Source organism: Kribbella sp. VKM Ac-2568, assembly GCF_004345365.1.
Classification (GTDB): Bacteria; Actinomycetota; Actinomycetes; order Propionibacteriales; family Kribbellaceae; genus Kribbella; species Kribbella orskensis.
The window spans coordinates 415135-428078 of the sequence record NZ_SLVF01000003.1 but is presented as its reverse complement, the minus strand read 5'-3'; the positions used below and the strand labels follow the sequence as shown (position 1 = coordinate 428078).

The 12944-nt window shown below is 69.3% G+C and carries 13 protein-coding genes; 9 read left to right on the top strand and 4 right to left on the bottom strand.

Annotation, left to right across the window (positions count from 1 at the left end; all coding sequences use genetic code 11):
- Window positions 1–4: 4 nt before the first annotated feature.
- Entirely contained in the window at window positions 5–499 is a 495-nt protein-coding gene (locus EV648_RS09440; protein ID WP_199234512.1) for a DinB family protein, read from the bottom strand.
- A gap of 161 nt (window positions 500–660) precedes the next feature.
- On the bottom strand, window positions 661–954 hold the full coding sequence (locus EV648_RS09435) for a hypothetical protein (RefSeq protein ID WP_132287778.1): 294 nt from the start codon (window positions 952–954) through the stop codon (window positions 661–663).
- Between the two features lie 128 nt (window positions 955–1082).
- On the opposite strand from EV648_RS09435, the gene EV648_RS09430 reads away from it, so the two are divergent.
- From EV648_RS09430 to EV648_RS09415, 4 genes are read left to right on the top strand one after another with little or no spacing between them, the layout of a single operon-like run.
- A complete protein-coding gene (locus EV648_RS09430) occupies window positions 1083–2507 on the top strand; it encodes an MFS transporter (RefSeq protein WP_132287775.1) in 1425 nt (474 codons plus the stop codon).
- On the top strand, window positions 2504–3448 hold the full coding sequence (locus EV648_RS09425; protein WP_132287772.1) for a sigma-70 family RNA polymerase sigma factor: 945 nt from the start codon (window positions 2504–2506) through the stop codon (window positions 3446–3448). Before EV648_RS09430 ends, EV648_RS09425 begins: the two co-directional genes overlap by 4 nt.
- 46 nt (window positions 3449–3494) lie before the next feature.
- Window positions 3495–4712, top strand: a complete 1218-nt coding sequence (locus EV648_RS09420; protein ID WP_241994998.1) for a DUF2786 domain-containing protein — start codon at window positions 3495–3497, stop codon at window positions 4710–4712.
- 58 nt (window positions 4713–4770) lie between these two features.
- The gene (locus EV648_RS09415) at window positions 4771–5322 is read left to right on the top strand and encodes a dTDP-4-dehydrorhamnose 3,5-epimerase family protein (RefSeq protein ID WP_132287769.1); all 552 of its coding nucleotides are present in this window, start codon (window positions 4771–4773) and stop codon (window positions 5320–5322) included.
- Here EV648_RS09415 and EV648_RS09410 read toward each other — a convergent pair.
- Entirely contained in the window at window positions 5309–5905 is a 597-nt protein-coding gene (locus tag EV648_RS09410; RefSeq protein ID WP_241994997.1) for a TetR/AcrR family transcriptional regulator, read from the bottom strand. The two genes, EV648_RS09415 and EV648_RS09410, sit on opposite strands and share 14 nt — an antisense overlap.
- A 144-nt stretch (window positions 5906–6049) precedes the next feature.
- Between EV648_RS09410 and EV648_RS09405 the strand changes: the two genes are divergently transcribed.
- From EV648_RS09405 to EV648_RS09385, 5 genes are all read left to right on the top strand, one after another.
- Window positions 6050–7552, top strand: coding sequence for an MFS transporter (locus EV648_RS09405; RefSeq protein WP_132287766.1), 1503 nt, complete (start codon window positions 6050–6052; stop codon window positions 7550–7552).
- A 193-nt stretch (window positions 7553–7745) separates the two neighbouring features.
- A complete protein-coding gene (locus EV648_RS09400) occupies window positions 7746–8756 on the top strand; it encodes a 2-keto-3-deoxygluconate permease (protein WP_132287763.1) in 1011 nt (336 codons plus the stop codon).
- On the top strand, window positions 8753–9958 hold the full coding sequence (locus tag EV648_RS09395; protein ID WP_132287760.1) for a four-carbon acid sugar kinase family protein: 1206 nt from the start codon (window positions 8753–8755) through the stop codon (window positions 9956–9958). Before EV648_RS09400 ends, EV648_RS09395 begins: the two co-directional genes overlap by 4 nt.
- Complete coding sequence (gene pdxA / locus EV648_RS09390) at window positions 9955–11001, top strand: 4-hydroxythreonine-4-phosphate dehydrogenase PdxA (RefSeq protein ID WP_132287757.1); 1047 nt, start codon at window positions 9955–9957, stop codon at window positions 10999–11001. Before EV648_RS09395 ends, pdxA begins: the two co-directional genes overlap by 4 nt.
- Window positions 11002–11010: 9 nt before the next feature.
- The gene (locus tag EV648_RS09385) at window positions 11011–11865 is read left to right on the top strand and encodes a GntR family transcriptional regulator (RefSeq protein WP_132287754.1); all 855 of its coding nucleotides are present in this window, start codon (window positions 11011–11013) and stop codon (window positions 11863–11865) included.
- Between the two features lie 50 nt (window positions 11866–11915).
- Here the strand turns inward: EV648_RS09385 and EV648_RS09380 are convergent, their stop codons facing one another.
- The gene (locus tag EV648_RS09380) at window positions 11916–12899 is read right to left on the bottom strand and encodes a GNAT family N-acetyltransferase (RefSeq protein ID WP_132287751.1); all 984 of its coding nucleotides are present in this window, start codon (window positions 12897–12899) and stop codon (window positions 11916–11918) included.
- Window positions 12900–12944: the final 45 nt, after the last annotated feature.

Genomic DNA, 12944 nt, shown 5'->3' with positions numbered 1-12944 from the left:
GCCTTCAATGGCCTGTTGTGCCGTCGATCGCCTCTCGGATGATGTCGGCGTGACCATTGTGCCGCGCGGTCTCCTGGACCATATGGACCAGGATCGCCCGCAAGTTGACCTCCGCGCCCCACGGCGTCGTGACCACGTCGTCGAGCCCGCCGGCGGCCACGACCGCCCGGGCCCGCTCGCAGGTCCGTAGGTACTGCCCGACCAGGGTGTCGGCCGTCTCATCGGGATCGACGCGAAACTCCGCATCTGGGTCATTGTCGGTCGAGAACAGATCTGGCTCGGGCAACCCTCCGTAGATCTTGAGGAACCAGCCATGCTCCGTCTCGGCCAGGTGCTTCACCAACCCCAGCAGGCTGAGTCCAGACGCCGTCATCGGCCGGCGCAGCGGCTCGCCATCGAGACCTTCCAGCTTGCGAAGCAGGGTGGCGCGGTGGAAGTCGAGCTGCTGGGTCAGCGCTTCGCGCTCGTCAGCCAGACGATTCGGCATGGCCCGCTCCACAGGCGACGTAAATACCATGCGCCGACAATACGATCGACGTACGACAACACCTGCTGTCCAGCGAGCCCGAAACGCACCGTAGGCCCCGGCAGGATCGGTCTTCCGTTCGTCGCGAAGCGGACCAGTCGCCGCAACCGCTATGACTACTTTTGAACCGTACCTTAGACGAGCACCTCGGCGATGTACGTGCCGACGACGGTGGCCTCCTCGCGGGCGGGGGCGATCTCGAGGCGGTCGGGCAAGGTGCGCTGGAACTCCTGGAAGGCGGCCAGGTCGGAGACGCCCTCGCCGTTGACGACGTGGACGAAGGTGACACCGTCGGCCAGGCGGAAGGCGGTGTAGGTGAGGCCGGGTGGGGTCTTCAGGGCCAGTTCGCCGAAGACGCTCTCGATCAGCCGCTGGTTCTCGTCGGCGGCTTCCGGCTTGGTCCGGTAGCGGATCACTGCTGCGTTCATGGTTCTCCTCCGAAGGAAGTGCTCTCACTTCTTCAGACCGCGACCGGCACCGGAACTCATCGCAGCGATGAGTTCCGTCCTCCGCCGCTGTCAGTACCAGTGACAGCGAAATCTCTGGAGGACCACTGATGAAGGAAAGAACGACCACCGAGCAGCGCTGGGTACTGGCGTTGACCTCGCTCGGTTCGGTGATGGTCGCGCTCGACGTGCTGGTGGTGGCGGCCGCCTTGACCACGATCCGGCAGGACCTCGACGCGTCGATCGAGCAGCTCGAGTGGACGGTGAACGCGTACAGCCTCAGCTTCGCGATGTTGCTGATGACGGCGGCCGCGATCGGTGACCGCTGGGGACGGCGGCGGACGTTCGCGGCCGGCCTCGCGCTCTTCTCGATCGCGTCGGTCGGCTGCGCGCTCGCCACCTCGGTGCCGTGGCTGATCGCAGCCCGCACTGTCCAGGGCATCGGCGCTGCCGTTGTGATGCCGCTGGCGATGGGCCTGCTCGGCGCGGCGTTCCCACCCGAGCGACGCGGTTGGGCGATCGGCATCTTCAGCGGCGTCACGGGCCTCGCGGTCCTCGGCGGCCCGATGGTCGGGGGCGCGGTCACGGAAGGCCTCGCCTGGCAGTGGATCTTCTGGATCAACGTGCCGGTCGGCGTCCTCGCCATCCCGTTCGTACTCCGTCGCATCCCCGAGAGCAGAGGTGTCGCCCGCCGGCTCGATCTGGGCGGCGCCACCCTGATCACCCTGGCGGTACTCGGCCTCGTCTGGGGCGTCGTCCGCGGCGCCGTCGCGGGCTGGACCAGCCCGGAGGTGCTCGCCTCGTTCACCCTGGGAGTCCTTCTGCTGGTGGGATTCCTGGTCTGGGAGGCCCGGTCGGAGCACCCGATGGTTCCGCTGGAGTTCTTCCGCTCCAGGCCCTTCTCGGCCGGTAACAGCGCCGGCTTCTTCCTCACTGCCGCGTTGTTCGGCGCGGTGTTCTTCCTGGCCCAGTACATGCAGGTCACCTTCGGCTCGGGCCCTCTCAAGGCCGGCTTGCAGCTCCTGCCCTGGACAGCGACCCTCTTCCTCGTCGCACCCATTGCAGGCCGACTGGTCGACCGCTTGGGCGAGCGCCCGTTCGTCGTGGCGGGACTGGCTCTGCAAGCAGTCGGGATGTTCTGGATCAGCGAAGTCAGCAAGAACACAGTCCAGTACTCCGACCTCGTGCTGCCGCTGGTAGTAGCCGGTTGCGGCGTGTCCATGGCGATGCCGGCAACGCAGAGCGCCAGCATCGGTGCACTGCCGCGTGAGGCCGTCGGGATCGCCTCAGGCATCTACAGCATGATGCGTCAGCTCGGAGGCGTCGTCGGAGTGGCCGTGCTGGCAGCCGTGTTCGCCGCCGCCGGTGGCTACGAGTCGTTCAGTACGGGATTCACCCGAGCCCTGGCTGTGTGCGGCGTACTGTCGTTGGTCGGGGCTGCAGCCGGACTCGGGATCAGCGCGCGGCGCAGTACCGGACGGCGCAGTACCGAGTCGGTGGTCACCCGGCAGGAGCCGGTCGAGGAGCTGGGATGAACCTGGAGGACGAGTTCGCGCAGTACCGCGGTGAGCTGGTCGCGCACTGCTACCGGATGCTCGGCTCGCTGCACGACGCCGAGGACGCCGTGCAGGAGACATACCTGCGCGCTTGGCGGGGGTTCGCGGACTTCGAGCAGCGGTCGTCGGTCCGGACCTGGCTCTACCGGATCGCCACCAGGGTCTGCCTGAACGCCTTGCAGCACAGCAGTCGCCGGCTGGTCCCGTCCGCGCTAGGTGCTCCCGGCAACGACCCTGACGAGATCGAGACACAGGCGCTCGAGGTCAGCTGGCTCGAACCGTTCCCGGACCTGCTGGACCCGGCTGCCGTGGTCGGGACCCGGCAGAGCCTTCGGCTGGCGATGGTGGCCGCGCTGCAGCACCTGCCGCCGCGGCAGCGCGCAGTACTGATCCTGCGGGATGTCCTCGCCTGGCAGGCGTCTGAGGTTGCCGGGCTGCTGGAGACGACGACCGCTGCCGTGAACAGCTCGCTCCAGCGGGCGCGTACAGAGCTTGCCCGACTCTCACCCGCCGAGGACGATTTCAGCGAACCGGACGAGCCCGTACGCCGTGCGCTGCTCGACCAGTACGCCAAAGCCTTCGAGCAGGCGGATCTGGTCGCGCTGGAAGGGCTGCTGACTCAGGACACCCGGTGGGAGATGCCACCGATCCCGACCTGGTTCAGCGGCCGGGTGGATGTCCTGCGGTTGCTCGAGGTGAAGCTTCCGCCGGGGGAGGGGAAGCGGATCCTGGTGGAGACGGCGGCGAACGGGCAGCCCGCTTTCGCGATGTACGCCCGCGGGCGCGACGGAGGATTCCACGGTCACTCCCTGCAGGTGCTCACCCTCACCAAGGCGGGGGTGGCGTCCGTCCTGGCGTTCCACCAGCCGGCGCTGTTCCCTGCTTTCGGGCTCCCGATCGACCGTTATCCACAGGACTGAGGTTGCGGCGGGCGGTGGGTTGGGTCCGGATGTCAGACTTTGCCGGGTGAGCGATCAGGAGATCCTGCAGATGCTGCCGTCCGCCGCAGCCGCCGTCGCGCTCGACGACGGTCGCGCCGACGGCTATCTGGCGCGCCTCGGCGGGTATGACGAGCGCGACCAGGCTCAGGTGGATCGCTGCCTGCACATTTTCCTGCACGGGTTGATCCGCTCGGCCTGGGAGCGCGGTTGGACCCCGGCCGATGTGGTCCAGCACGCGCGCCGCAAGCTCGAGCCGGGCGTCGAACCGCTGCTGCTGGCGGTGATCGCTTCCGAGCACCGGGCCTACCCCGACTCGGCGATCGACCCGCGCTGGCTGGACCAGTTGGCCGATCTCGGGGTGAAACGACCGGAGTCGGCGCTGGACCTGACCGGTTGGGCCGCGGACCAGCGACTCGGCCGCTACCTCGCCCTGCACACCACCCTAGCCTTGGCCGGATTCCTCCAGACCCTCCCAGGTCTAGCCCGCCTGTTCCCACTCCCCGGTACTCCGGTGTCGGCGCGCGCCGCGTCCGCAGTGCCGGCGTCGAGTGGGAAGGTGCTGGCGCGGATCCGGGCGTTGCTCGCGAAGGCCGAGGGGACCGACTTCCCCGAGGAGGCGGAGGCGCTGTCCGCGAAGGCCCAGGAGTTGATGGCGAAGTTCTCGCTCGACCGGGCCCTGGTGGACGCGGATCCCGAGCTGGATCTCCCGGACGATTCGGGTGCGCGGCGGATCTGGGTGGAAACCCCTTATGTGTCGGCGAAAGCGCAACTGGTCGGCGCTGTGGCGAGCGCGAACCGATGCCGCACTGTCTCGATGGAGCAGCTCGCCGTGGTCACGATCGTCGGCGCCGAGCTGGACCTCCAGCTGACCGAACTGCTCGCGACTTCCCTGCTGGTACAGGCGAGTCGGGCCATGCTGGAGGCAGGGAAGCACGTTGGTCATCGCGGCGAGTCCCGCACGCGCTCGTTCCGGCAGTCGTTCCTGATGGCCTATGCCCAGCGGATCGGCGAGCGGCTGCAGAGGACCACGGAGGCCACGCAGGCCGCCGTACCGGAGGTGGACGCGGGGCGATTGCTGCCTGTGCTGAGCAAGCGGGAGGAGCAGGTGGACGCATTGTTCACGAAGCTGTTCCCGGACACGGTGGTCCGGCGGACCAGGATCACCAATGGCGCCGGCTGGGCCGCGGGCCTGACCGCAGCCGACCTGGCCCACCTCGAAACCCGCCGCCAGGTTCCCCGCTAGTCCGGGTGCCGCCAGACCCGCGCGGAGATGGCCGCAAGGCCCGCTAGGGTTGGCGGCCGTGACCGGACCGCAGCTCAGCGAGACCACGATCCCGGGCCTGCTGCATTTCGAGCTCGAGGTAATCGAGGACGGCGACGGCTGGTTCAAGGAGAGCTTCCAGCGGGCGAAGCTGGAGCAGCTCGGGCTGCCGGCGGTGGAGTTCGTCCAGAACAACATCGCCTACACCGCCGACGTCGGCATCACCCGCGGCATCCACGCCGAACCCTGGGACCGGTACATCTCCCCGGCCGCCGGACGGCTGTTCAGCGCGATCGTCGACCTGCGCGAAGGCCCGGGCTTCGGGCGGCTGGAGACGTTCGAGCTGACGCCGGCCCAAGGGGTCTACCTGCCGCGCGGCTGCGGGCACGCCTTCTGCACGCTCGAGCCGCACACGATCTACACCTACCTGCTGAACGCGCACTGGACGCCGGACTCGGAGCGCATCGCGCTGAACCTGTTCGACCCGGAGATCGCCGTCCCGTGGCCGCTGCCGAAGGACCAGCTGGTCTACACCGAGAAGGACGCCACCGCCCCGTTCCTGGACGCCCTCATCCCGATCAAGCTGGACTAGGCGACTCGTCGGCGGTCGGCTTCAGGCCGGCGAGGACGATCTCGAGCAGGCGCTCGGCCTGGTCGCGGTCCATGTCGCGGCCCATGGTGATACCGCCGACCAGCCGCAGGATGTCCATCAGCTGCAGCTCCTCGCGGACCGTGCCCTCTTTCTTGGCCGCGTTCAGCAGCAGCTCACCAGCCTCGCGCACATTCACCTTGCAGGCGGTGAAAAACTCGGAGTCCTTGCCCAGAGCAACTGTCAGCTCACCGGCCAGGCTCTTCTTCGAGATGCTGTAGCCGACGAAGCTGCGCAGCCAGGCCGCGAGCGCGTCGTACGGCCCGAGCTTCTCGGCGTAACCGTAGGCGCGATCGCAGACGGACTGGATCTCGTCCACGTAGACCGCCTCGAGCAGGGCGGTCCGGTTCGGGAAGCGCCGGTACAGCGTGCCGATGCCGACACCCGCCCGGCGGGCGATCTCCTCGAGCGAGGTATCCGTCCCGTGCTCGGCGAACGCCTCTCGCGCGGCCGACACCAGCAGGTCGTAGTTCCGCCGCGCGTCGGCGCGGGCCGGCCGCGTGGTCGGCAACGGTGTCGACATCATTCCGGCCTCCTCGCAGCCGTCACGGAAAGTCATCCTGAAAATCGCTTGAAAAAGCGGAGGTAGCCTCCGTATCGTATCCGGAGGAGCGCTCCACTTCATTCTGATTCCACTCTAGCCCCTTAGGGGTAAGGAGCAAGTCACACTATGGCGGCAACATCCGCGGCGCCGTCCGGCGCCGACACCGGCACGCCCGCGCGGCGGCCGGGAGTAGTCCTCGCAGTCATCCTGATCACCCAGTTGATGGTCATCCTCGACGGCACCGTGGTGAACATCGCGATGCCCAAGATCCAGCACGCGCTCGACTTCAGTCCGTCCAGCCTGTCCTGGGTGCAGAACGCCTATGCCCTCGCTTTCGGAGGTCTCCTGCTGCTCGGCGCGCGGGCCGGTGACCTGCTCGGCCGTCGCCGGGTCTTCATCACCGGCGTGAGCGTGTTCACCGCGGCCTCGCTGCTCGGTGGTCTCGCCCCGTCCGCCGAACTTCTGCTCGGCGCCCGCGTCCTGCAGGGCATCGGCGGCGCGATCGCGGCTCCGGCCGCGCTGACCCTGCTGATGCTCACCTTCAAGGAAGGTCCGGAGCGGCTGAAGGCACTGGGTCTCTACAGCCTGGTCTCGTCCGGTGGTGCGAGCGTCGGCCTGGTGGTCGGCGGCATGCTCACCGACTGGGTGTCCTGGCGCTGGGGCCTGTTCATCAACGTGCCGATCGGCATCGGCCTGGTACTGGCCGCCCGGCAGGTACTGAGCGAGACGCCGCCCGAGACCGGCAAGTTCGACGTCGCCGGCGCGCTCACCTCCACGCTGGGCATCACCTCGCTCGTCTACGGTTTCATCCGCGTCGCCGAGGTCGGCTGGACGTCGCCCGAGGTGCTCGGCGCCTTCGCGGCGGGCCTGGTCCTGCTGGTGGCGTTCGTGCTGATCGAGCGCCGGGTGAGCCACCCGATCGTGCCGCTGCGGTTGTTCGGCAACCGGGACCGCGTCGCGGCGTACCTGACCATGCTGCTGGTGGTCGGGACGATGTTCGGGATGTTCTTCTTCCTGACCCAGTACATGCAGGGCGTGCTCGGCTTCAGCCCGCTGGCCGCGGGTCTGGCCTTCCTGCCGCTGACGGGTCTGCTGTTCACCTCGTCGCGGGTGGTACCGCGGCTGCTGGGCCGGATCGACGGTGGCCGGCTGATGATCACCGGCTCGATCTCGGTGCTGCTCGGCATGCTCTGGTTGACCCGCGCCACGATCGACACCAGCTACCTCAGTGGAGTGGTCGGCCCGCTACTGCTGTTCGGCCTGGGCGCCGGGATGATCTTCATCCCGCTGACCGGTCGTGCGCTCGCCGGCGTCCAGCCGGAGGACGCGGGTGCCGCCTCGGGCATGCTCAACGTGCTGCAGCAGGTCGGAGGCGCCCTCGGCCTCGGCATCCTGGTCACCATCTTCGGTACTGCGAGCCGCAACTCGACGGCGTCCGCCGCGAACCCGGTCGAGCACGCTCGTGAGGTGCTGACCGACGGCGTGCACGCCGCGTTCATCGGCTCGGCGATCTACGCCGCGCTGACCCTCGCGGTGATCGTCCTCGGCGTCCGCCCGTGGGCCAAGCGCCCAGCGCCCGCCACTGCCCCGGTGGTCGAGCCGGAGATCCCGGTGGAGTCCATCGGCTGACCTCGCCGAGCCGCCGTCACGAACCCCCCGTCATCAGGTGGCGGGGGGTTCGACGCGTCTGGTGAGGCCGCGCGTCTCAGCCGTCTCATTTCGCGCGGAGGGGGTTTACAGCGGTGAAATCGCCGTGTAATCCTGTGCGGACAAGTTGTCCGTACAAGTTACGCCGGGGGGCGTCGAGACGAGGAGATGCCGCGTGAACGGCACCAGAAAGACACGCTTCCCGATGTTCGCCACCATGCAGCGGATCCCGGGCGGACTGATGCTCATCCCGCTGATCCTCGGGTCGCTGATCGGGACGTTCGCCCCGGGCACGCTGGAGATCGGGAGTTTCACCACCGCCCTGTTCAGCGATGGCGCGCTGCCGCTGATCGCGCTGCTGATCTTCGCCACCGGCACCCAGGTGGACATCCGGTCCGGCGCTGCAGGCGTCGCCAGCCACACCGTCGTGGTCCTGGTGTTCAAGACCCTGATCCCGGCCGGACTGGTCGTGCTGCTCGGCACCCAGGTAGGGATCGACGGCTTCTGGGGTATCTCGATCCTCGCGCTGATCACCTGCTTCGCGAACAGCAACGGTGGCCTGTGGCTGGCGTTCGCCGGCCAGTACGGCGATGAGCGCGACCGCGGGGCGTACATCGCCAGCGCGTTCGACGACGGCCCGTTCCTGGTGCTGCTGTTCATCGGCGCCTCCGGGCTCGGCGACGTCCCGCTGATCACGCTGGTCGCGGCGGTCGTGCCCTTCCTGCTCGGGGTGCTCGTCGGCAACGTCGACCAGGACTGGCGCAAGGCGGTCGAGCCGGTGCCGAACATCGTGATCCCGTTCTTCGCCTTCGCCCTCGGTGCCGGGATCAACATCAAGGACATCGCCACCGGTGGTTTTGCCGGACTGTTCATCGGCGCGGGAGTGGTGCTGTTCACCGGCGGCCTGCTGTACCTGGCGTACCGCTTCATCCTGAAGCGCGGCCCGAAGTCCGGTATCGGGTTCGCTGCCGGAACAACGGCCGGCAACGCGGTAGCGACTCCGGCGATCGTGGTCGCGGCAGACTCCTCGTTCGAGCCGTACCTCGACTCGGCGATCGCCCAGGTGGCCGCCGCCGTGCTCGTCACCGCACTGCTGGCGCCCACAGTTGCGGCGTTCGTGTTGCGGCGCGAAGGTGGACTGCAAGCATCCACTCCACGCCCGCTGGTCGAAGAAGGTGTCGCATGACCTCTCGGGTCGTCGTCCTGGCTGACGACCTCACGGGGGCGGCCGATACGGCGGGCCAGTTCGATCGGGCCGGTTGGACGGCTGAACTGCAGGTCGGGCCCGGTGGGCCGAGCGAGGCCGAGGTCGTTGCCATCACCACCGACTCGCGGGCCCTCGAGCCGGCCGCAGCTGCGGACGCCGTCCGGACTGCGCTCGACAAGGTGATTTTCGACGAAGGCGGAGCAGCGGTCTACCTCAAGATCGACTCCACGCTGCGTGGGCCGGTCCGGGCGATGACGGACGCGGTGGTCGCGGCGCGTGGGGGTGACGTCGTCGCCGTGGTCTGCCCGGCGTTCCCGGCGGTCGGCCGCACCATGGTCGACGGGATCCTGCTCGTGCACGGCGTACCGGTGGCACAGACCGCGGTCGGCCGCGACCCGGTCACGCCGGTCCGGGAGAGTCATGTCCCGACGCTCCTCGACGCACCGCTGGTCGAGCTCGATCCTCGAGCGGACGACGCGGAACTGGCCGCCTCTCTGCGCGGACACGGTCCAGTCCTGGTGGTGGATGCGCGGGACGAGGCCGACCTGGATCGGGTGGCCCGCGCGGTGCTTGCTCTAGGCAACCAGGCGGTCGCGGTCGGGTCGGCCGGGCTGGCGGCTCACCTCGCGCGCCGGTGGCGGCCGTTGCCCAGGGGTCCTGTCCTGGTCGTGGTGAGCTCTCTGCATGACGCCTCCCGTGGTCAGGCCGAACTGCTCGCCGCGGCTGGCGCCCGCCGGATCCAACCGGATGCGGCCACCTTGTGCGACGCCGGTGCCTGGGAGGACTTCGTCCGCTCGATCGTGTCCGACGCGGCCGTGGACGACTTCGGAGTACTGGTGCTGATGGGCCCGGCCGCCGAAGGCGCGACCGCTGCCCCATCCGTGGTTGCCGACCGGCTGGGTGAGCTCGCTTCCCGGCTGGTGAGCACCCTCCGTCCTGCCGGGCTCGTCCTGGCAGGCGGTGACGGAGCGCTGGCGGTGCTCACCGCCTTGTCCGCAACCGGCATCCGGCTGAGCGGCGAGGTCGCTGACGGCGTCCCGCTCGGCTACCTCACCGGTGGTCCGGACGCAGGTCTGCCGGTCGCGACCAAGGCCGGCGGTTTCGGCACCGACGACATCCTGATCCGCGCGGCCGAGGCCGTTCGATCCAGCCCTCTCGATCCCCGAAGGAGCCGTGCATGACCATCCCCACCCTGGCACTGACGATCGGCGACGCCGCCGGCATCGGCCCGGAGACCACCGCCCGCACCCTGCTCGGGCATGACGAGCTCCGCGAGATCTGCCGTCCGGTCGTGATCGGTGACGCCGACGCGGTCCGGCGCGGGGTCGAGGTGGTCGGTGGGGACCCCGGCCTGGTCCGGGTCATCGACAGCCCGGCCGAAGCGCGCAATGAGCCGGGCACCATCGAGCTGATCCAGGACGGGCCCTCACTCGGCGACGTGCCCTGGGGAGAGATCAGCCCGGCAGCCGGCGACGGCGCCGCCCGGTTCGTCATCCGTGCCTGCGCCCTGGCCCGGGACGGCCTTGTCGACGGCATTGTCACCGCGCCGCTGAACAAGGCCGCGATGCACGCGGGTGGCCACCCCTGGCCGGGACACACCGAACTGCTGGCGCACGAGTTCGGGGTCCGCAACTTCAGTCTCGTGCTGTCGGCGGGAGACCTGTACTTCTTCCACCTCACCACCCACGTGTCGCTGCGGCAGGCGATCGAGAACGTGACCCGGGAGCGCACCGACAACGTGCTGCGGCTGGTCGGTTCGTTCGCCCGCGCCCTCGGCCGGCCGGACGAGCGGATCGGCGTCGCCGGACTCAACCCGCACGCGGGGGAGAACCGCATCTTCGGTGACGAGGACGCCGACATCCTGGCGCCCGCGGTCGAAGCGGCTCGCGCGGCCGGCCTGAACGCCCATGGCCCGCTGCCCGCCGACGCGCTGATCCCGCAGGCGGTGAACGGCAAGTGGAACCTGGTGATCGTCTGCTACCACGACCAGGGCCACGCGCCGTTCAAGGCGGTGTACGGCGACGAGGGGGTGAACATCACCGTCGGCCTGCCGGTCGTCCGGGTGTCGGTCGATCACGGTACGGCGTTCGACATCGCGGGCCAGGGCATCGCCCGCGAGGCCAGCCTGGTGCTCGCCACCCGCCGCGCCGCAGAACTGGCCCCTGGCTGGTCCGCGGTCTGGGAAACCGCCCGCCAAGCCGACGAGGCTACCGCCACTAACTAGTCTGACGCCGTGAACGCCGAAAGCTCTGACCTCGACCGATCCGCCGCGGCGCCGCTCTATCTGCAGATCGTCGAGTCGCTGCGGCGGGAGATCCTGGGCCACGACCTGCCTCCGGGCGCGGCGCTGCCCAGCGAGTCCGATCTCCAGCAGCGGTTCGGCGTCTCCCGCAGCGTGGTGCGGCAGGCAATCGCCCGGCTCGCCGAGGACGGCCTCGTCCACCGGCACCAGGGCCGGCCGAGCATCGTCGCGCCGCAGCCGGAGCACCGCCGGTTGGTGCAGCGGGCGACCGGCATGTTCGACCAGTTCGCTCGCACCGGCCGGCGGCTGAGCACGCGGATCGACGCCATCGAACGCGAAGTGCCGCCGCCGGAGGCGCAGGCGTACCTGCGCACCCGCGAGACCCTGCGGCTGGAACGGTTGCGATCGATCGACGGCGAACCGCTGTCTTACGTTCGGACCTGGCTGCCCCGGGCGCGGGTGCCCGACCTGACGGCAGCCGAGCTGACCGACGCTTCGCTGCACAAGCTGCTCAGTACCAAGTTCGGTCTGCGGGCGGTCAGCGGCCGCAGGCAGGTGCGGGCCGTCGCGGCGGACGAGCGGCTGGCCGTCGCCCTCGAGGTCCCGCCGGGGGCACCGTTGCTGCTGCTCGAGGGAGAGACCGGCGACCAGCACGGCAACCCGCTGGAGTGGTTCACCACCTGGCACCGCGCCGACAAGGTCGTCTTCGACATCGACGTCACCGAGGGCGCCGAACTGCTGTCGCTCGACCCGGCCGGCGCGCGCCCCGCTGAGGAACCACCGGCCGGTGACGAGATCGCGCGGGCCCGCGACCTCGTCGCCGAACTCGGCCGCCTGCTCGGTTGAGGTCGGCTTGTCGGCTGGGCCCGCTGCTCGGTTGAGCTGTTGCCGGCAGGTCAGTTCAGCGGCAGGCGGTACGAGATGGTCTTGCTGACCTGGGTGAAGCCGAGCCGTTCGTAGAGACCGAGCGCGCCGGTCGGGTTGTCGGCGTCCACGCCCAGCGAGGCTCGCTGGTATCCGGTCCGCTGGGACTCGGTCATCAGCTCAGCCAGCGCCAGCCGGGCGAGTCCGCGACCCCGGTGGGACCGGAGCGTGCCGACCTGGCCGACGTAGATCTCGCGGATACCCGTCGCCTCGGTGTCCGCGACGTACTCGTAGCCGAGGGCGTACGCGACGATCTTGTCGCCGTCGACGACCAGGCGGCAGACATCGCCCCGGAATGCGCGCGACCCGGTGAACCACACCTTCCAGGTCTCCTCGTCCTTCGGCGTCGATCCCCAGTGGTCCATGAACGCCTCGTTGTGGGCATCCATCAGCCTTTGGTCGTACGACGGGTCGTACGCCACCACCTTCAAGCCCTCCGGCACGGTCACCTCGGGGACAGGAGCGTCGAAGGTGCGCTGCATGTGGAAGAAGTACCGGCACTCCTCGAAGCCGTGCGAGGTCAGCAGGTCGTGGGCGCCGACGTTCGTGCTGATCGCGCCGGTGTTGATCTCACCGTCGACCTCCGGATGCCGCTCGGCGTGCACCTCGCCGGCCCGGCGGATGATCCAGGGCAGCAGCGCCGCCCCGAGTCCACGGCCACGCCACTCGGGATGCACGGTCCCCTCGGTCCCGACCCGGTCGACGTCGATCACGTTCGCCCGCCACCGCACCGCTCCGTACCCGACCATGGTGCCGTCGGCCCAGAGTCCGATGGTGTCCTTCTCGGCGTCCAGCTTCGGATCGCTGAGCTCCTCGACCAGGTCGTCGGCGTCGTAGTTCTCGCCTTCCTGGTCGACCTTCTCCTTGGCCGCCAGCAGTTCGGCCCACGCCCCCGCGTCCGCTTTGTCGATCGGCCGCGCCTCGATGCCGGCCGGCCACCCCTCGAAAGTGCCCATGTCGGCAACGGTAGAGCGGGAACCGCCGCCAGGCATCCCAATTAG